At 65.1% G+C, this 19416-nt stretch carries 16 protein-coding genes and 1 riboswitch; of the genes, 9 read left to right on the plus strand and 7 right to left on the minus strand.

All coding sequences use genetic code 11. The features are described 5' to 3' along the window. Positions 1-138 precede the first annotated feature (138 nt). From infA to trxB, 4 genes are all read right to left on the minus strand, one after another. Positions 139-357: a translation initiation factor IF-1 gene (infA, locus tag ACCQ12_RS09920; RefSeq protein ID WP_002813418.1), complete on the minus strand. Its 219-nt coding sequence runs from the start codon at positions 355-357 to the stop codon at positions 139-141. A gap of 80 nt (positions 358-437) precedes the next feature. Next, positions 438-1187, minus strand: coding sequence for a leucyl/phenylalanyl-tRNA--protein transferase (aat, locus tag ACCQ12_RS09925; protein ID WP_166745004.1), 750 nt, complete (start codon positions 1185-1187; stop codon positions 438-440). A gap of 246 nt (positions 1188-1433) precedes the next feature. Further along, complete coding sequence (locus ACCQ12_RS09930) at positions 1434-2552, minus strand: GNAT family N-acetyltransferase (RefSeq protein ID WP_372383484.1); 1119 nt, start codon at positions 2550-2552, stop codon at positions 1434-1436. A 57-nt stretch (positions 2553-2609) separates the two neighbouring features. Then, positions 2610-3578, minus strand: coding sequence for a thioredoxin-disulfide reductase (trxB, locus tag ACCQ12_RS09935; protein ID WP_184372689.1), 969 nt, complete (start codon positions 3576-3578; stop codon positions 2610-2612). Between the two features lie 284 nt (positions 3579-3862). Between trxB and ACCQ12_RS09940 the strand changes: the two genes are divergently transcribed. From ACCQ12_RS09940 to crcB, 5 genes are all read left to right on the plus strand, one after another. Continuing rightward, entirely contained in the window at positions 3863-6220 is a 2358-nt protein-coding gene (locus ACCQ12_RS09940; protein WP_047695180.1) for a DNA translocase FtsK, read from the plus strand. 304 nt (positions 6221-6524) lie between these two features. Further along, entirely contained in the window at positions 6525-8450 is a 1926-nt protein-coding gene (locus tag ACCQ12_RS09945) for a DUF3857 domain-containing transglutaminase family protein (protein ID WP_372383485.1), read from the plus strand. Between the two features lie 98 nt (positions 8451-8548). Next, positions 8549-9178, plus strand: coding sequence for an outer membrane lipoprotein periplasmic chaperone LolA (gene lolA / locus ACCQ12_RS09950; RefSeq protein ID WP_184440566.1), 630 nt, complete (start codon positions 8549-8551; stop codon positions 9176-9178). 244 nt (positions 9179-9422) lie between these two features. Further along, positions 9423-10712: a replication-associated recombination protein A gene (locus ACCQ12_RS09955; RefSeq protein ID WP_260177504.1), complete on the plus strand. Its 1290-nt coding sequence runs from the start codon at positions 9423-9425 to the stop codon at positions 10710-10712. Between the two features lies 1 nt (position 10713). Beyond that, positions 10714-10782, plus strand: a riboswitch (Fluoride riboswitch). Between the two features lie 114 nt (positions 10783-10896). Continuing rightward, positions 10897-11298 carry a fluoride efflux transporter CrcB gene (gene crcB / locus ACCQ12_RS09960; protein WP_372383486.1) on the plus strand — a complete coding sequence of 134 codons (402 nt, stop codon included), beginning with the start codon at positions 10897-10899 and terminating at the stop codon, positions 11296-11298. 158 nt (positions 11299-11456) lie between these two features. On the opposite strand, the gene ACCQ12_RS09965 is transcribed toward crcB, so the two are convergent. The 3 genes from ACCQ12_RS09965 to ACCQ12_RS09975 all read right to left on the minus strand — a co-directional run bounded on the left by ACCQ12_RS09965 (position 11457) and on the right by ACCQ12_RS09975 (position 15847). Then, positions 11457-12662 (minus strand): acetyl-CoA C-acyltransferase, encoded by a 1206-nt coding sequence (locus tag ACCQ12_RS09965; protein WP_372383487.1) that lies wholly within the window; start codon positions 12660-12662, stop codon positions 11457-11459. A gap of 155 nt (positions 12663-12817) precedes the next feature. Then, on the minus strand, positions 12818-15190 hold the full coding sequence (locus ACCQ12_RS09970; protein ID WP_372383488.1) for a 3-hydroxyacyl-CoA dehydrogenase/enoyl-CoA hydratase family protein: 2373 nt from the start codon (positions 15188-15190) through the stop codon (positions 12818-12820). 24 nt (positions 15191-15214) lie between these two features. After that, complete coding sequence (locus ACCQ12_RS09975; protein WP_047695173.1) at positions 15215-15847, minus strand: TetR/AcrR family transcriptional regulator; 633 nt, start codon at positions 15845-15847, stop codon at positions 15215-15217. Positions 15848-16066: 219 nt separating this feature from the next. On the opposite strand from ACCQ12_RS09975, the gene ndk reads away from it, so the two are divergent. From ndk to ACCQ12_RS09995, 4 genes are read left to right on the plus strand one after another with little or no spacing between them, the layout of a single operon-like run. Beyond that, the gene (gene ndk, locus ACCQ12_RS09980) at positions 16067-16492 is read left to right on the plus strand and encodes a nucleoside-diphosphate kinase (RefSeq protein WP_002812972.1); all 426 of its coding nucleotides are present in this window, start codon (positions 16067-16069) and stop codon (positions 16490-16492) included. Between the two features lie 18 nt (positions 16493-16510). Then, positions 16511-17716, plus strand: coding sequence for a dual-specificity RNA methyltransferase RlmN (gene rlmN / locus ACCQ12_RS09985; protein WP_372383489.1), 1206 nt, complete (start codon positions 16511-16513; stop codon positions 17714-17716). A 10-nt stretch (positions 17717-17726) separates the two neighbouring features. Beyond that, positions 17727-18509 carry a tetratricopeptide repeat protein gene (locus ACCQ12_RS09990; protein ID WP_372383590.1) on the plus strand — a complete coding sequence of 261 codons (783 nt, stop codon included), beginning with the start codon at positions 17727-17729 and terminating at the stop codon, positions 18507-18509. Continuing rightward, entirely contained in the window at positions 18506-19357 is an 852-nt protein-coding gene (locus tag ACCQ12_RS09995) for a helix-turn-helix domain-containing protein (RefSeq protein ID WP_372383490.1), read from the plus strand. The genes ACCQ12_RS09990 and ACCQ12_RS09995 overlap by 4 nt, the downstream gene beginning before the upstream one ends. Positions 19358-19416: the final 59 nt, after the last annotated feature.

The following is a 19416-nucleotide window of genomic DNA, read 5'->3' on the forward strand; positions in this document are numbered from 1 at the left end:
CTTGAACTCACGCAGCGTGGCGCAACTCGCCGCAGCGAGAAGCCGCAGCTCGTCCTGGCAACGCAAGTTTCAAATCACAAATTGCAGGCACGACAAAAAGCGGCCATGGGCCGCCTCGCGTCTCAGCACCCAAACCGCTTACTTCATGCGGTAGGTAATACGGCCTTTGGTCAGATCGTACGGAGTCATCTCGACCTTGACCCGGTCACCGGTCAGGATGCGGATGTAGTTCTTGCGCATACGGCCGGAGATGTGGGCGATGATCTCGTGCCCGTTTTCCAGCTTGACCCGGAACGTGGTGTTGGGAAGCGTCTCGCTGACGCTGCCTTCGAATTCAATGGAGTCGTCTTTCGACATGTAATCCTGTGCAATCACGGCTGGCCCGGCAGGGCCGTAAGGGACGGCATTTTACGCCCCATCTCCCCGCGGCGCAAATTTTATGTTAAGCGGACTTCACCCAAATCGCTTGCGGGGCGCTCGCCGTAGCGCTCGGACCAGCTGGCTGCCGGCTCTGCCTGGGCCACCTGATGCTGCACCAACTGCAGGAACTGCGAGCGCGGCACGCGTTGCGCACCCAGGCTCAGCAGGTGCGGGTTTTCCACTTGCGCGTCCAGCAGCGGCCAGCCGCGCGACTGCAGATCGGCAGCCAACGCTGCCAGCGCTACCTTGGAGCCGCCGCTTTCTGCACTGAACATGCTCTCGCCGAAGAACATCCGGCCGATTGCCACGCCGTAGATGCCGCCGACCAGGCGTTGCCCGTCGAATACCTCCACCGAGTGCGCATAGCCCAGCCGATGCAGACCGATATAGGCGCGCTGCATCGGCGAGGTGATCCAGGTGCCATCCTGGCCGGCACGTGGAATCGCCGCGCAGGCAGCGATCACCTGCGCAAAGGCGGTATCGGCGCGCACGGTCCAGCTGCTGTTGCGCAGCTGGCGTTTGAAGCGCGAGGACAGGCGCACGCCATCGGTGCGGAACACCATGCGTGGGTCAGGGCTCCACCACAGGATCGGCTGCCCGTCGGAAAACCACGGGAACACACCATGTGCGTAGGCGTTGAGCAGCCGCTGCGGCGACAGGTCGCCACCGATGGCCAGCAGGCCGTCCGGCTCGCGCAATGCCTGATCGGCCGGCGGAAACGGTGCGGCCGGATCGGCGGGAAGCAGAAAGGGCAGGGGGCGCGACATCGCGGCAGTTTAGAGCGTGACGTGTGGCGCGCGGTATGCCATGTGACTCAGCCACAAGCAGCAGGGCCAGGGCGAGCACGGACCGAATGCCGGCCAATTGACGGCTGCGCGCCACAGTGGTTGCCATGCGCTGACCACGATCCCCATCCACCTTGCGCAGGCCACTTATGTGGCATGGGGTGGCGAGTCCTCGCGCGGCAATGGCCGGCGCGATCCATGTGTCGCGATCGACGCGATCACCGCGCGTCAGCCGCGAAACGGACTGTGCTCGGCCAGCTCAAGCGCGTGCCGGGCGACAGCCTGGCGCTCATCGGCGCACCACTGCGCCAGCGGCTCGCGGAAACCGGGGTCGGCGATCCAGTGCCGGCTGCGCACCAGGGTCGGCAGGAAGCCGCGCGCAATCTTGTGCTCGCCCTGCGCGCCCGGCTCGAAGCGGCTCAGGCCTTCGCGCAGGCAGTATTCGATGCCTTGGTAGTAGCAGGTTTCAAAATGCAGGCCGGGCAGCGCCTCGCCGCCCCAGTAACGCCCGTACAGGGTGTCTTGTCCGCGCAGGCACAGCGCGCCGGCAATGGGTTGCCCATCCAGGTCGGCCAGGAACATCACCAGCTGGCGCGGCAGATGCTGCGCAAGATGGCGCAGGAATTGCGGCGTCAACGCCGGCGAGTTGCCGTATTCGTTGAAGGTCTTGAGATAGAAGCCGTACATCGCGTCCAGATCGGCGTCGCTGGCTTCGTCGCCATGCACGGCGCGTAGCTGCACGCCGGCGCGCTGCACCTTGGCGCGCTCCTGGCGGATGTTCTTGCGTCGCTTGTGGTCCATTGCCCCCAGGAACGACTCGAAGTCGCTCCAGCCGCTGGCGTTGTGCCAGTGGTATTGCAGATCGTTGCGTTCCAGCCAGTCGTCAGTGAATGCGGAATCCTCGTCGGCCGGATGGAAATTCACATGCGCCGAGGACAGCCCGCTGCGCTCGACCAATGCCTGCATCGCCGCCAGCAACTGTCCGCGCCACCGGGCTGCGCCCAACAGGCGCGGGCCGGTCACCGGCGAGTAGGGCACCCCGCACAGCCACTTGGGGAAGTATTCCTGCCCATAGCGCGCATACGCATGCGCCCAGGCGTGGTCGAACACGAACTCGCCGTGCGAGTTGTTCTTCAGATACCCCGGTGCCGCCGCAACCAGGGTGTCGCCTTCCCACAGCGTCAGGTGCAGCGGATTCCAGCCCCAGTCCGCGCGCAGGCACCCTTCGTGCTCGAGACCCTGCAGGAACGCATGGCTGATGAAGGGGTGCGTCCCATCGTGCAGCGCGTCCCAGGCACCGGCCGGCAACTCATCCAGCCGACGCAACCAGCGGGCGGTCACGCTCATCCGCACGGCCTGCCGTTGGCGCTGGCCGCACGGCGCAGCCGGCGGTCAGCGGCCACCTCAGGCGCTCTTGTCGAGATAGCGCTCGGCATCCAGCGCGGCCATGCAGCCGAACCCGGCGGAGGTGATCGCCTGACGGTAGTGCTGGTCGGCGACGTCGCCGGCGGCGAACACGCCGGCCACCGAGGTTTCCGTCGCCGCGCCGTTCAGGCCGGAGCGGATCTCCAGGTAGCCGTTGTTCATGGCCAGCTGGCCATCGAACAACTGCGTGTTTGGATGGTGGCCGATGGCGACGAAGAAGCCATGCGCGTCGATGTCGCGGGTGCTGCCGTCGATGGTGGACTTGACCCGCACCCCGGTCACGCCCGCATCGTTGCCCAGCACCTCGTCGATGGCGTGGTGCCAGACGGTTTCGATCTTGCCGGCGGCAACCTTGGCGAACAGCTTGTCCTGCATGATCTTTTCCGCACGCAGGGTGTCGCGGCGGTGCACCAGGTAGACCTTGCGGGCGATGTTGGACAGGTACAGCGCTTCTTCGACCGCAGTGTTGCCGCCGCCGACCACCACCACGTCCTGATCCTTGTAGAAGAACCCATCGCAGGTGGCGCATGCCGACACGCCGCGGCCCTTGAACGCCTCTTCGGTGGGAATGCCCAGGTATTTGGCGGTGGCGCCGGTGGCGATGATCAGCGCGTCGCAGGTGTACTCGGCGCTGTCGCCAATCAGGCGGAACGGCCGCTGCGACAGGTCCGCGGTGTGGATGTGGTCGAAGATCACCTCGGTGTCGAAGCGCTCGGCGTGCATCTGCATGCGGTTCATCAGGTCCGGACCCATCAGGCCGTGGGGGTCGCCGGGCCAGTTGTCCACCTCGGTGGTGGTCATCAGCTGACCGCCTTGCTGCAGCCCGGTGATGACCACCGGCTTGAGATTGGCGCGCGCGGCATACACCGCGGCGGTCCAGCCGGCCGGGCCGGAGCCGAGGATCAGCAGGCGGGAATGCTTGGCAGGACTGGCAGAAGAGGCGCTCATGTATACTCGCGATCTAGGAATTGATGGGGATGGCGCAGGTCAATCGCGCCCCCGTGGCGGCATAGAGTGGCGGTCCCCACCCGGTGAATCAAGGCGGCGCGATGGAACTGCTTGAGCCGCAGATGGCATGGTCCGCCCGCAGTGCATGTCCGACGCCGCCTCGTGCGGCGTTTTTCGTTGATCCGCATGCGGCGAGGCAACCGGTGGTCATTCAACAGCTGCCAGCGTGGCCTCAGTCGTTTATTATCAACCACTAACAGCATTTTTCTAAGGTCTGGCTACAGGTGGCAAAGCAGGTTCCCGAACGCAGCAAGCCCGCAGAGGGCAAGTCGTCGTCGCGCAAGCCGGCGGTGGCCGACAATCCGCGTCGGCAAAAGCTCTGGCGCGATCTGGCCTTGATTGCGGTGGCGCCATTGCTGCTGTATCTGCTGGCCAGCCTGTTCACCTATTCGGCCGCCGACCCAGGCTGGTCGCAGACCGGCAGCGTGGTCGCGCCGGTGCACAACATGGGCGGCCGGGTGGGTGCCTGGATTGCCGACGTGTTGCTGCAGCTGTTCGGTTACGTGGCCTTCCTGCTGCCGGTGGTGCTGGGCGCGGTGGCCTGGATCGCCTTGTTCGGCATGGACAAGGAAGGGCAGGCCGAGGCCGACCTGGGGCCGGCGTTGCGCCTGGTCGGCATGGTCGGCTTCCTGATCTCCTCGACCGGCTTCCTGCACCTGCGCCTGTTCAATGGCGACGTCGCGGGGGCGGGCGGCATTCTTGGGCGATTGGTGAGCAACTCGCTGAGCGCCGGCTTCGGCGCGCTGGGCGCGAACCTGTTCGTGCTGGTGCTGCTGCTGGTGTCGATCACCCTGGCCACGGGCCTGTCGTGGTTTGCGGTGATGGAGCGCATCGGCAGGTGGGTGCTGGCGCTGGGGCCGTTGATGCAGCGCAAGACCCACCAGGCCAGCGAGTGGCAGCAGACCCGGGTGATGCGCGAAGAGCGCGAGGAAGTGCGCAAGGTCGATGCGGTCAAGCAGGCCAAGCGCGAGCCGGTGAAGATCGAGCCGCCGCCGGCACCGGTGGTGGAAAAAAGCGAACGCGCCAAGCGCGACACCCAGATTCCGATGTTCCAGGGCGTCAGTACCGACGGCTCGGACCTGCCGCCGCTGGCACTGCTGGACGACCCCAAGCCGCAGGCCAAGGGCTATTCCGAAGAAACCCTGGAGACCTTGTCGCGGCAGATCGAGTTCAAGCTCAAGGACTTCCGCATCGAGGCGCAGGTGGTCGGGGCCTATCCGGGCCCGGTGATCACCCGCTTCGAGATCGAGCCGGCGCCAGGCATCAAGGTCAGCCAGATCAGTTCGCTGGACAAGGACATCGCGCGCGGGCTGTCGGTGAAGTCGGTGCGTGTGGTGGACGTGATTCCGGGCAAGTCGGTGATCGGCCTGGAAATTCCCAACGTCACCCGCGAGATGATCTTCCTGTCGGAGCTTCTGCGCTCCAAGGAATACGACAAGTCGGCCAGCCCGCTGACGCTTGCGCTGGGCAAGGACATCGCCGGACGCCCGACGGTGGCCGATCTGGCGCGCATGCCGCACTTGCTGGTGGCCGGCACCACCGGCTCGGGCAAGTCGGTGGCGGTCAATGCGATGGTGCTGAGCCTGCTGTTCAAGGCCTCGCACAAGGAACTGCGCATGCTGATGATCGACCCGAAGATGCTCGAACTGAGCGTCTACCAAGGCATCCCGCATCTGCTGGCGCCGGTGGTCACCGACATGAAGGAAGCCGCCAACGGCCTGCGCTGGTGCGTGGCCGAGATGGAGCGGCGCTACAAGCTGATGAGCGCGGTGGGCGTGCGCAACCTGGCCGGCTTCAACAAGAAGGTCAAGGACGCCGAGGATGCCGGCCAGCCGCTGATGGACCCGCTGTTCAAGCCGAATCCGGAACTGGGCGAAGCGCCGCGGCCGCTGGAAACGCTGCCGTTCATCGTCATCTTCATCGACGAATTCGCCGACATGATGATGATCGTCGGCAAAAAGGTCGAAGAGCTCATCGCGCGTCTGGCACAGAAGGCACGTGCGGCCGGTATCCACTTGATCCTGGCCACGCAGCGGCCGTCGGTAGACGTGATCACCGGGTTGATCAAGGCCAATATCCCGACCCGCGTGGCATTCCAGGTCAGCTCCAAGATCGACTCGCGCACCATCCTGGATCAGTCCGGCGCCGAAGCGCTGCTGGGCAACGGCGACATGCTGTACCTGCCGCCGGGCACGGCGCTGCCGGACCGCGTGCATGGCGCCTTCGTCAGCGACGAAGAAGTGCATCGCGTGGTCGAGCACCTCAAGGCCAGCGGGCCGGTGTCTTATGTGGATGGCGTACTGGACGAAGTGCAGACCATGGGCGATGGCACGGTGGTCGGTGCGACCGGCCTGCCGGAAAGCAGTGGCGGTGGTGGCGACGAGTCCGACCCGTTGTACGACGAGGCACTGCGGATCGTGACCGAGACCCGACGCGCCTCGATTTCCGGCGTGCAGCGTCGCCTGAAGATCGGCTACAACCGCGCCGCACGACTGATCGAGGCAATGGAAGCCGCTGGCGTGGTCAGCCCGCCCGAACACAACGGCGACCGCACGGTGCTGGCACCGCCGCCGCCCAAGTGAGTGCGGCGGCGATCGCGGCGGGCTAGCCGGCGATCGGGACGGGTTGGCGATGCGGGGCGTGCCGAGCGTGCCGATTGCAGCCCGCCGCCGCGCCCGACGCCTGCGCCCGGGGTCATTCTGGTTGGCCTTGGCGGCTCACTGAGGTGGCCTGCCCAGGCCGCCGCGGTCCACCGCGTGCAGCGCAGTGGCGAGCGCAACCGGACCCGGCAATGCGGCAATGTTGGAAGTCGGTGCCTGTCATCGCGCGGCACACCGGCTACCCTGTCTGACGAAGGGCCGCTCCGGCCCGCCGCGATCGAGACCCATGCTGCGTCGTCCGTTGTTGTCGTTTGTGCTGATCGTCTCCGCTCCGCTGCTTGCCCAGGCGCAACAGCAGGCCGCGCCTGCCGCGGCTGCACCGCGCACCCAGGCCGACACCAACTACAGTTTCGTGCGCTATCGCGCCGACTACGAAGTGCGTGCCGACGCCAGCAGCGTGGAGACCGACGAGTACGAGATCCTGCTGAAGACCAAGTCGGCGGTGGAGCAGTTCAGCCAGGTGCGGCTGAGCTATAGCGAGAAGATGGAAACCCTCGAGGTACTGGCGGCCTACACCGTTACCGCCGAAGGCCTGCGCCAGGACGTGGCGACCGACAAGATCTATACCCAGGAGAGCTACTCCAGCGCCTCTGCGGCGATGTACGCCGATCGCAAGGTCAAGGTGGTGGTGTTCCCGAATCTGGCGCCGGGCGCGCGCATCGTCTACCGCGTCCGTCGGGCGCAGAACATCCCGTATTTCCCCGGCTATTTCAGCCTGTGGGAGACCTTCAGCGTGTTTGCGCAGTACGACGATGCGGTGGTTACCCTGGTGGCGCCCAAGGCGCTGCCGATGCATTTGTCCGTGCGCGGCCTGCAGGGCGGCACCAAGCCGGTGGTCCGCGGCGATCAGGCACGTTGGGAGTGGCGGTATCAACGCGCCGTGCCGATGAAGAACCAGAACTGGAGCGCGGCGACCTGGGAGTTCAGCCCCACCTTGATGGCCAGCACCTTCGACAGCTGGTCGCAGATGGGCCTGGCCTATCACGTCAAGGGTGGGCGCGCGGCGGCGGTCACGCCGGCGATCCAGACAGTGGCCGACCAGGTCACCCAAGGCATCGGCGACCCGCGCGCGCAGGCCGCGGCACTGTACGCCTGGGTGGCGCGCAACATCCGCTATGTCGCGGTGTATCTGGGCAACGGCGGGCTGGAACCCAATAGCGCCGACAGCATCCTGGCCAACCATTACGGCGACTGCAAGGACCACACCGTCATCCTCGAAGCGCTGCTGGCCGCCAAGGGCATCGCCAGCACGCCGGTGCTGATCGGCGCCGAGGGCGGGCCGACGCTGCCGCCGATCCCGGTGCTGGGGCGCTTCAATCACGCCATCACCTACATCCCGGCGTTCGATCTGTATGTCGATTCAACCAACCCGTACGCACGCTTCGGGCAGTTGCCGGCCGGCGATCTCGGTGCGCCGGTAGTGCACACGCGCGACGGCAAGGTCACGCACACGCCGCCGAACGACCGCAAGGTCAATCGCTATGTCGCGCGTACCGAGTACCGGTTCACGCCGCAGGGCGGCCTGCAGGGCCTGACCACGCTGGATAGCGGGCAGACCGGCGAGGTGGGCCTGCGCGCGATGTTCGTGCAGCTCAATGCGCAAAACCGCAACCGCATCGAAGAGTCGATCATTGCGCAGTCCGGCTTCGACGGCACTGGCGATCTGTTGATCCAGGGCGATCCGCTGGACCTAGACGCGCCGTTCAACTATCGCTATCGCTTCCAGGCCGACGACGCGGTGGATTTCTCGGTGGTCGGCGGCATGACCTTGCCGGACATGCCGGGGGCCGAATCCACGCGCGGCATCTACACCACCACCTCGGCAGAAGACAATCTGACCCCGTTCTACTGCAATGACAGCGTGCGCGAGGAAACCTACGTGGTGACCTTCCCGGAGACGGTACCGATCATCGCCATTCCGCGCAGCAGCAGGTTTCGCAATGCCGCTGGCGAGTACGTGGTGGACTGGACGCGGCAGGGACAGACCGTCACGGCGGTGCATCGCCTGCAGCGTGCCGCCGTGCGTGGGCCGCAGGCGCTGTGCCAGCCGCAGGACTATCGCGCGTTTCGCGAGCTCTACCAGCAGGTGCGACGCGGTTTTCGCGGGCAGATCGTGTATGGCGATCTCGCCAGGGTGCAGACCGCGCCATGACGGCGGGCGAGTGCGCTGCATGAACAGGTCGATACGATAGCGCTCGCCCATTCATCTATGAAGCTTCAGAATTGGCGCACTCCTCCAGGAAGACCGCGATGCATCGCCAGCTCCGTTATGCCGTCCTCGCCACCGCCCTGTTCGCCGGTACTGCGTTCGCCGGTGCGCGCCAGGAGCTGGATACGTTCACGCGCGGCCTGAAAGGCTTGGACGGGCAGTTCAACCAGCAGGTCACCGATGGCAATGGCCGGGTCAAGGAGCGCTCGAGCGGGCGGGTGGCCTTGTCGGCACCGCGCCTGTTCCGTTGGGAATACGCCAAGCCCTACAAGCAATTGATCGTGGCCGACGGCAGGAAGGTATGGGTGTTCGACCCCGACCTGGAGCAGGTGACGGTGCGTGCGCAGGGCAGCGAAGAGCAGAACAGCCCGCTGGTGGCCCTGATCGACCCGGCGCGCCTGGACAAGCAGTACGACGTCAGCGAAGAAGCCGCACCGCGCGACGGGCTGCAGTGGTTGTCGCTGACGCCCAAGGTCGACACCGAAGCCAGCTTCCAGATGGCCTCGCTCGGCTTCGGCAAGGACGGCCTGGCCAGGATGGAAGTCGTCGATGCGGTCGGCCAGCGCACCGCGATCAGCTTCAGCGGGTGGAAACGCAATCCTGCATTTGCCGCCGACACCTTCCGCTACACCCCGGCCAAGGGTGTGGATGTGGTGGGCGACGGGCAGTAACGGGTCGCTTGCACTGCACGTGCAGATGTTTTTCTTTGGGAAGGTGTCTGCCGCCACATCGTCGTTCGCATTCAAGACCCATGCGTGGCCGGCACGGTGCATGCCGCCAACGCGCACCGTCACCGCAATGCCCTAACGCGATGGCGCGATAGAATGGGGCGTGGCACGAACTAGATCCCCCATTGAAGGCACCGCCGATCTGCTCAGCGTGGACGCCGATCACCTGCGTCCGCTGGCCGAGCGCATGCGTCCGCGCACGCTGGATGAAATGGTCGGTCAAAAGCGTCTGCTGACAGCCGACAGCGCGCTGCGCCGCGCGGTGGAATCCGGCCGCGTGCATTCGATGATCCTGTGGGGCCCGCCGGGCTGCGGCAAGACCACGCTGGCGCTGCTGCTGGCGCATTACGCGGATGCCGAATTCAAGGCGATTTCTGCGGTGTTGTCGGGGTTGCCGGAGGTGCGGCAGGTGCTTGCCGAAGCCGCGCAGCGCTTTGCCGGTGGTCGCCGCACGGTGCTGTTCGTCGATGAGGTACATCGCTTCAACAAGGCGCAGCAGGACGCGTTCCTGCCGCATATCGAGCGCGGTACGATTCTGTTCGTCGGCGCGACCACTGAAAACCCGTCGTTCGAATTGAACTCGGCATTACTGTCGCGTTGCCGCGTGCACGTGCTGGAAGCGGTGTCGCCGCAGGACATCGTCGAAGCGCTGCAGCGTGCCCTGCACGATTCCGAGCGCGGCCTGGGGCAGGAGCGCATCCAGGTCACCGATGCATCGCTGCTGGAAATCGCCGGCGCCGCCGATGGCGATGTGCGGCGCGCCTTGACCCTGCTGGAAATCGCTGCAGAGCTGGCGACCGGCGAGGGCGGCGAGATCACGCCGCAGACGCTGCTGCAGGTGCTGGCCGACCGCACCCGTCGCTTCGACAAGAACGGCGAACAGTTCTATGACCAGATCTCGGCACTGCACAAGTCCGTGCGCAGTTCCAACCCGGATGCGGCGCTGTACTGGCTCACCCGCATGCTCGATGGCGGCTGCGACCCGGCCTATCTGGCGCGCCGGCTGACCCGCATGGCGATCGAGGACATCGGCCTGGCCGATCCGCGCGCGCAGAGCATGGCGCTGGAGGCGTGGGATATTTACGAGCGCCTGGGTAGCCCGGAAGGCGAACTGGCCTTCGCGCAGCTGGTGCTGTATCTGGCCAGCACGGCCAAATCCAATGCCGGCTATGCCGCCTTCAATCAGGCCAAGGCCGAAGTGCGCGCCACCGGCACGCAAGAGGTGCCGCTGCATCTGCGCAATGCACCGACCAAACTGATGAAGACGCTTGGTTACGGCCAGGATTACCAGTACGACCACGATGCCGAAGGCGGTATCGCACTGGATCAGACCGGATTTCCGGATGCGATGGGAGAGCGGGTCTATTACAACCCGGTACCGCGCGGGTTGGAGATCAAGCTCAAGGAAAAGCTCGATCGGTTGCGCGCCGCGCGCGCCCAGGCGCGGGCTGACAAGGCCGGCAAGTCCACGGCATAATCGGGCCGCAGGAGATGGCATTCCTCCTTGAACCGCACGTGTTCTGCGCGCTGATGATGCCTGCCCACCCCGCCGGGGCGGCAGGTCCGTGCCCGGCATCGCTTCTTGACCGAGGATGGATGATGCCGTTTTTGCATGCTGGTTCTTCAAAGACACTGCCGGCCGCCGACTGCGGGGTTCCCGCATGAGCGCGCCGGTGTGGTGGCAGCAACTGTTGCTGGCAATGACCGGCGGAGCGCTGGGGTCGGGACTGCGGTTTGCGATCGGCGCATCGTTGCTGCAGCGCTTTGGCAGCGGGTTCCCGTGGGGAACATTGACCGTCAACCTGGTGGGCTCGTTCGTCGCCGGCGTGCTGATGGTGTGGCTGGAGGCGCGTGGTCCTTCGAGCTGGCCGCTACGCGCCTTGTTGATTGTCGGCGTGATCGGCGGGCTGACCACCTTTTCGTCGCTGATGATGGAGTGCCTGATGTTCGCGCGCAGCGACCGCTCGACGCTGATCGGCTTGTATCTGGCGGTGACCCTGGTGGCCGGGCTGACGTTGGTGTTTGCCGGTGCGCGTGCCGGGCAGTGGTTGATTGCACGCTAGGTCGCGGCTTGCCGCATCCTCGCGACAGGCAGACGCGTCTTGCGTGCTTGGTAAGCCGTGCTCTTCGAGAAATCCGAAGGCGTGCTTTCGCACGCCTTCGGTGAGCATCTGACCTGTTTGACGAGAGCGGCATGGCGGCCGATCTGGCGATGCCTGACTTACAGCGCTTCGATGATGCCCGCTGCGCCCATGCCGGTGCCGATGCACATGGTGACCATGCCGTACTTCTGCTGGCGACGACGCAGGCCGTGCACCAGGGTGGCGGCGCGGATTGCGCCGGTGGCGCCCAGCGGATGGCCCAACGCGATCGCGCCGCCCAGCGGGTTGACCTTGGACGGGTCCAGTTCGCTGTCGCGGATCACTGCGAGCGCCTGCGCGGCGAAGGCTTCGTTGAGCTCGATCCAGTCGAGCTGATCCTTGGTCAGACCGGCCTGCTTGAGTGCCTTGGGGATGGCGGCGATCGGGCCGATGCCCATCACTTCCGGGCGCACGCCGGCGACCGAGAAGCTGACGAAACGGGCCAGCGGGGTCAGACCGTAATCCTTGATCGCCTGCTCGGACGCCAACAACACCGCGCCGGCACCATCGCTCATCTGCGACGAATTGCCAGCCGTCACGCTGCCGCCGAACTGGCCGTTGCGGAACACCGGACGCAGCTTGGCCAGGCCTTCGAGCGAACTGTCCGGACGCGGGCCTTCGTCGGTGTCGACCAGGCGCTTGCGCAGCGCGATGACGTTGCCCGCCAGGTCGGGCTGGTGCGACTGGATTTCGTACGGGGTGATCTCGTCGCGGAACTCGCCGGCAGCAATCGCGGCAATCGCCTTCTGGTGCGAAGCCAATGCGAACGCATCCTGATCTTCGCGCGAGACCTTCCACTCCTCGGCGACCTTTTCGGCGGTGATGCCCATGCCGTAGGCGATGGCCACGTGGTCGTCGGCAAACACGCTCGGCGACATGGCGACCTTGTTGCCCATCATCGGCACCATCGACATCGACTCGGTGCCGCCGGCGAGCATCAGATCGGCATTGCCCAGGCGGATCTGGTCGGCCGCCATCGCCACGGCCTGGATGCCGGACGAACAGAAGCGATTGATGGTCTGACCGGCGACCGAATTCGGCAGGCCGGCCAATAGCACGCCGATGCGCGCCACGTTCATGCCTTGCTCGCCCTCGGGCATGGCGCAACCGATGATGGCATCGTCGATCCGCGACAGATCGATGCCCGGCGCCTGCGCGACCACTGCGCGCAGCACGTGCGCCAGCATGTCGTCGGGACGGGTATTGCGGAACACGCCCTTGGGCGCCTTGCCGACCGGCGTACGCGTGGCGGCAACGATGTAGGCGTCTTGAATCTGCTTGCTCATGGCTATCTCCGATAGCCGGGAATGGGAAATGGGGAATCGGGAATCGCAAGTGCGGATTCGCCTGGGTTCGCCATCTTCATTGACCGGCCAAACAATTGGGAGGAGTAGGGAGTCGATCAGGCTTTCACCCATTCCCGATTCCCCACTCCCGATTCTCAGTTCCTCAACGGCTTGCCGGTCTTGAGCATGTGCCCAATCCGTGCCTGGGTCTTTTCCTGCTGGGCGAGTTCGACGAAGTGCTTGCGCTCGAGCTTGAGCAGCCATTCTTCGTCCACCAGTGCGCCACGATCGACTTCGCCGCCGCACACCACCGTGGCAATACGCGTCGCGATCTCGTAGTCGTACTCGCTGATGAAACGGCCTTCCAGCATGTTGACCAGCAGCATCTTGAAAGTGGCGATACCCACATCGCCGGCGACCTGGATGCGACGGGCCGGCAGCGGAGCGCGGTAGCCACCCTCGGCCAGCGCACGGGCTTCGGCCTTGGCGATGTGCAGTGCCTCGTAGCTGTTGAAGACGATCTTGTCGGTGGCACGCAGCAGGCCCAGCTCCTTGGCGTTGACCGCCGAGTTGGACACCTTGGCCATCGCGACGGTTTCGAAGGTCTTCTTCAGCTCGGCGAACACGTCGCCGCCCGGACCTGCCGCAATCGAAGCGCGGACCGCGATTTCCTTCAAGCCGCCGCCGGCCGGCAGCAGGCCGACGCCGGCCTCCACCAGGCCGATGTAGCTTTCCAGCGAGGCCACGGTCTTGGCGCTATGCATCTGGAACTCGCAACCGCCGCCCAGTGCCAGGCCGCGCACCGCGGAAATCACCGGCACCTGCGCGTACTTGATGCGCTGGCTGGTGGCCTGGAAATTGGCGACCAAGGCTTCGAATGCATCGACCTTGCCAGCCTGCAGCAGGCCAAGCGCGCCAGCCAGGTCCGCACCGGCAGAGAAGGGTTCCTTCTGCTGCCAGATCACCAACCCGGCGAAGTCTTTCTCGGCGCGGCCGACGACTTCCTGCAAGCCGTTGAGCACGTGGTCGGACACGGTGTTCATCTTGGTCTTGAAGCTGACCACGGCGATGTCGTCGCCGTCATGCCACATGCGCACGCCGTCGTTTTCGAACACGGTCTCGCCCGGCGAGAACTGCTCGCCCAGCAACGGATCGGGGAAGCGCTGGCGCTTGTAGACCGGCAGGGCGGAGCGCGGCAGTTTGGCATCGCGCGCCGGGCTGTACGAGCCTTCCGCGCCATGCACGCCATCGCGACCATCGAACACCCAGTTCGGCAGCGGCGCGCTACTCATGCTCTTGCCGCTGGAAATATCTTCGGCAATCCATTGCGCCACCTGCTTCCAGCCGGCGGCCTGCCAGGTCTCGAACGGGCCGAGCGACCAACCGTAGCCCCAGCGGATCGCCAGATCCACGTCGCGCGCGGTATCGGCGATGTCGGCCAGATGGAACGCGCTGTAGTGGAACAAATCGCGGAAGGTGGCCCACAGGAACTGCGCCTGCGGGTGCTGGCTTTCGCGCAGCTTGGCGAATTTTTCGGCCGGGTTCTTGATCTTCAGGATCTCGACCACTTCCGGTGCGGCAGTGCGATCAGCGGCGCGGTAATCCTGCTTCTGCAGGTCCAGCACCACGATGTCCTTGCCGACCTTGCGGAAGATGCCGGCGCCGACCTTCTGGCCCAGGGCACCCTTGGCAATCAGCGCTTCCAGCCACTTCGGCGCGGTGAAGTATTGGTGCCACGGGTCGTCCGGCAGGGTGTCGCCCATGGTCTTGATGACGTGCGCCATGGTGTCCAAGCCGACCACGTCCGAGGTGCGGTAGGTGGCCGACTTGGGGCGGCCGACCAGCGGGCCGGTCAGCGCATCGACTTCGTCGAAGCCCAGGCCGAATTCCTGCGTGTGATGGATGGTGGACAGGATCGAGAACACGCCGATGCGGTTACCGATGAAGTTCGGGGTGTCCTTGGCGTACACGACGCCCTTGCCGAGCGTGGTGACCAGGAAGGCTTCCAGACCTTCGAGCACGGCCTTGTCGGTACCCTTGGCCGGAATCAGCTCGGCCAGGTGCATGTAACGCGGCGGGTTGAAGAAATGCACGCCGCAGAAGCGGTGGCGCAGCTGCTCGGGCAGCACGTCGGAGAGCTTGTTGATGCCCAGGCCGGAGGTGTTGGAGGCCAGCACCGCATGCTCGGCCACGAACGGGGCAATCTTCTTGTACAGGTCCTGCTTCCAGTCCATCCGCTCGGCGATCGCCTCGATGATCAGGTCGCAGTCGCGCAGCTGCTCCAGGCCGCTCTCGTAGTTGGCCGGGGTGATCGCCTCGGCCAGCGCCTTGCTGGCGAGCGGGGCAGGGCTGAGCTTGCCGAGATTGGCGATGGCCTTGAGCACGATGCCGTCGGCCGGACCTTCCTTGGCAGGCAGGTCGAACAGCACGGTGTCGACACCGGCATTGGTGAGGTGCGCGGCGATCTGCGCGCCCATGACGCCGGCACCGAGCACGGCGGCGCGACGGACTAGCAACGGATTGGACATAGCAATGGCCTCTTGGTGGAGCGTTTACGGTGTGGAATGAGCACGGAACCCGGGTTCCGCGAAACGAATGAGTTCGCGCGCCGCGCGCGCGCGGTGGTCGGCCTCGCTGACGCCCGCCGGGCGCTTGATCAGGCCGAAGTCGGCCATGGCGTAGGTGAGCGCGCCGGCCAGGAAGTCCAGCCGCCAATACAGCTCTTCCTTGCTCAGGCCCGGCACGCAGACGGCGATGGCCTTGCCGAATTCGCGCAGCACATGACCGTAATGGTCGGACAGGAACTTGCGCAGGTTGTCGTTCTTTTCGGCGTAGGCGCGGGCAATCACGCGCACGAAGGCGCCGCCGTTCTGGCGGTCCTGCGCCATCGCCAGTGCCGGCTCGACGAAGGCCGCAAGCACGGCAGTGAGTTCGCCGGGCCGGGATTTCCTTGCTGCCTCCAGCTGCTGCAGCCGTGCGGCAGTCATCTCGTCCATGCGGCGGCGGAACACCTCGTTGACCAGGTTTTCCTTGGAGCCGAAGTGATAGTTGACCGCGGCGATATTCACGTCGGCCTGGGTGGTCAGCTGCCGCAGCGAGGTACCGGCAAACCCATGCTGGGCGAACAGCTCCTCGGCGGCACCGAGAATGCGGTCCTTGGTGGAGAAGTGGGCAGGCTTGGGCATGCGGTAAGGGTGAGGCTCAATCAAACGATTGTTTGAGTCTACGGGCTTGGTTGCAGGCGCGTCATGCGGCAATGCAGCACGATTCAGGGGGCGGTGTGCAAATGGATGGGCGACACGATAGAATTGACCATCGCAAAGAAGCCTAAGCCCGCGTTTTGACGCGGGTTTTTTTCATGATAACCTCGGGCCTTCAGTGGCCCGCCCAACGGAGAACTTCCCATGGCGCTGGAGCGCACCCTGTCCATCATCAAGCCCGACGCCGTTGCCAAGAACGTCATCGGCGAAATCTACAGCCGCTTCGAGAAGGCTGGCCTGAAGGTCGTTGCCGCCAAGTACAAGCAGCTGTCGCGTCGCGAAGCCGAAGGCTTCTACGCCGTGCACCGCGAGCGCCCGTTCTTCAACGCCCTGGTCGAGTTCATGATCTCCGGCCCGGTGATGATCCAGGCGCTGGAAGGCGAGAATGCCGTTGCCGCACACCGTGACCTGCTGGGCGCGACCAATCCCAAGGACGCTGCGCCGGGCACCATCCGCGCCGACTTCGCCGATTCGATCGATGCCAACGCCGCTCACGGCTCGGACTCGGTCGAGAACGCTGCCAACGAAGTCGCGTATTTCTTTGCCGCCACCGAAGTGGTCTCGCGCTGAGGCCGAGAGAGTCGAATCGTGAATGAGGTCGTGATCCCCTCCGTGTTGCAGGACGTACCTGTCCGTACCCCGGAACTGCGCAAGCAGAACCTGCTCGACCTCGACCGCGAGGGACTGGAGCGCTTCTTCGCCGACACGCTCGGCGAAGCGCGCTACCGTGCCCATCAGGTGATGAAGTGGATCCACCATCGCTACGTCACCGATTTCGACCAGATGACCGACCTCGGCAAGGCATTGCGTGCGAAGTTGCACCAGCATGCCGAGGTCCTCGTCCCCAACGTCGTGTTCGACAAGCCCTCTGCCGACGGCACCCACAAATGGCTGCTGGCCATGGGCACCGACGGCAAGAACGCCATCGAAACCGTGTACATCCCCGACAAGGGCCGCGGCACGCTGTGCGTGTCCTCCCAGGTCGGCTGCGGCTTGAACTGCACGTTCTGTTCGACCGCCACCCAGGGCTTCAACCGCAACCTCACCACCGCCGAGATCATCGGTCAGGTGTGGGTGGCTGCGCGTCACCTGGGCAACGTGCCGCATCAGCAGCGCCGCCTCACCAATGTGGTGATGATGGGCATGGGTGAGCCGTTGATGAATTTCGACAACGTCGTGCGCGCGATGAGCGTGATGCGCGACGATCTGGGCTACGGCCTGGCCAGCAAGCGGGTGACGCTGTCGACCTCCGGCCTGGTGCCGATGATCGACCGGCTTTCCACGGAAAGCGACGTGTCGCTGGCGGTGTCCCTGCATGCCGCCAACGACACGTTGCGCGAGAGCCTGGTGCCGTTGAACAAGAAGTACCCGATCGCCGAGTTGATGGAGTCGTGCGCGCGCTATCTGCGCGGCAGCAAGAAGCGCGACTCGGTGACCTTCGAATACACCTTGATGAAGGGCATCAACGACCAGCCGGAGCATGCGCGCCAGCTGGCCCGGTTGATGCGGCAGTTCGACAATGCGGTGCAGTCCAAGGACGCCGGCAAGGTCAACCTGATTCCGTTCAATCCGTTCCCCGGTACGCGTTACGAGCGCTCGGGCGAGACGGAGATTCGCGCATTCCAGAAGATCCTGCTCGATGCGCAGGTGCTGACGATGGTTCGCCGCACCCGTGGCGACGACATCGACGCGGCATGCGGGCAGCTCAAGGGGCAGGTCATGGACCGTACCCGTCGTCAGGCGGAGTTCCGCCGCACATTGGAAGGGCAGGCCGATCGAGATGCGGCAGCGTGAACTCGCGTTAATGGCGGCCGTGGCGATCGCGTTGTGTGCGGTCGGTTGCGGCGGTCGCAATGCCAAGGCCGGCAAGATCAAGACCGTGGAGCAGGTCGCGCCGAGTTATGACTTCCGTGATAGTGCTGCAACCCGCGAGCGGATCGCCCTGGATCAGCGGCTGGGCCTGGCAAACAATCGCATTCAGAGTGGCGATTATGCTGGCGCAGAACAGCAGGTGCGTGAGGTTCTCAAGAAATCCCCCAGTTCGGTCGATGCATTGATGTTCCTTGGAGTCATCCAGCAAGGGCAGGGTAATCCGGCGGCGGGAGAAACCTACCGCCGCACGACGGACCTGGCACCACAACGTGGCGACGTCCTCAACAACTATGGCGCGTGGCTATGTGCGAATGGCCAGGCGGCCGAGTCGCTCGCCTGGTTCGATCGTGCTTTGCAGGACGCAAATTATGCGCAGGCGCCTGCGTTGGCCAATGCTGGTGGATGCGCGCTGCAGGCCTCGCAGCGCGAGCGGGCCGTCCGTGATTTGCGCAAAGCACTGGAACTTGAGCCGGCAAACGCTTACGCGCTTGAGTCGATGGCGCGCTATGAAGTCGGTCAAAAAGCCTATTTTGAGGCGCGCGCCTTCATCGAGCGGCGGCTTGCGGCTGCACCGGCAACGGCTTCCGTGTTACAACTCGCCATTCAGATTGAGCATGGGCTAGGCGACAAGGTAGCTGCCAGCCGTTACCAACAGCGGTTGGTCAAGGAATTTCCTGACGCAGCGACCGCTAACCCCGGGGCCAATGCATTGTGATCAGTGATTCCAATCCGAACCCTTTCGAGCAGGAAAAGGGCTGCGGAACGCAGTTGCGCGAGGCGCGTGAAGCTGCAGGTCTGAGCGTGGACGAGGTCGCCGGCAAGCTGCGCGTGCCTGCGCGGGTGGTGCATTCGCTGGAGCAGGAAGAGTGGCAGCGCCTGGGTGCGCCGGTGTTCGTACGCGGCCAGTTGCGCAGTTATGCGCGCCTGCTGCAGGTCGACCTGGAGCCGCTGCTGCAGCAGGCGACCATCGCACCCATCGAACCGGTCAAGTTGGTCAGCCACACGCATACCCCGCGTGCCCGGCGCATTCTCGAAAGCACCGCGCGCAAGGCGATGTATGTGGTCATCACCGGGGTGTTCGCCGTGCCTGTCTGGTACGCAACGCGTTCGCACCTGGATGGCAAGGCACCAAGCACGGTATCGCTGGACAGCATGCCGGTTGCGGCCAAGGCCGGTGCTCCCGCTGCCGCGACGCAGCCCGCCGCCGCACCGCGCGAACAGCCGGCGCCCTATATCGCGTCGATGACGCCGGTGCCGCGTACCGCCACCGCCGATGAAGCGCCGGCAGCTGCCGGAACCGGCGACCTGTCGCTGAGTTTCAGCGGCGACAGCTGGGTGCAGATCCTGGCCCCGGACGGCAGCGCGGTCGAAAAGGCGCTGATCCGCGCTGGCGAACGCCGCAGTTATTCGCCAGGTCAGGTGGGCCGCATCGTGCTGGGCAATGCGTCGGCGGTACAGGTTCAGCAAGGCGGCAGTATCGTCGATGTGAAACCGTTCCAGCGCGCTAACGTGGCTCGTTTTGCGGTATCCTCCGACGGCTCCGTGGTACCTGCTTCCGAGTGAAGCGGACTGCGGTTTTTCATTTTTCCCTTTTGATGTTCCGCGCCTCCGGGATGACGGAG

This window comes from Xanthomonas sp. NCPPB 1068 (assembly GCF_041479385.2).
GTDB classification, from domain to species: domain Bacteria; phylum Pseudomonadota; class Gammaproteobacteria; order Xanthomonadales; family Xanthomonadaceae; genus Xanthomonas; species Xanthomonas cannabis.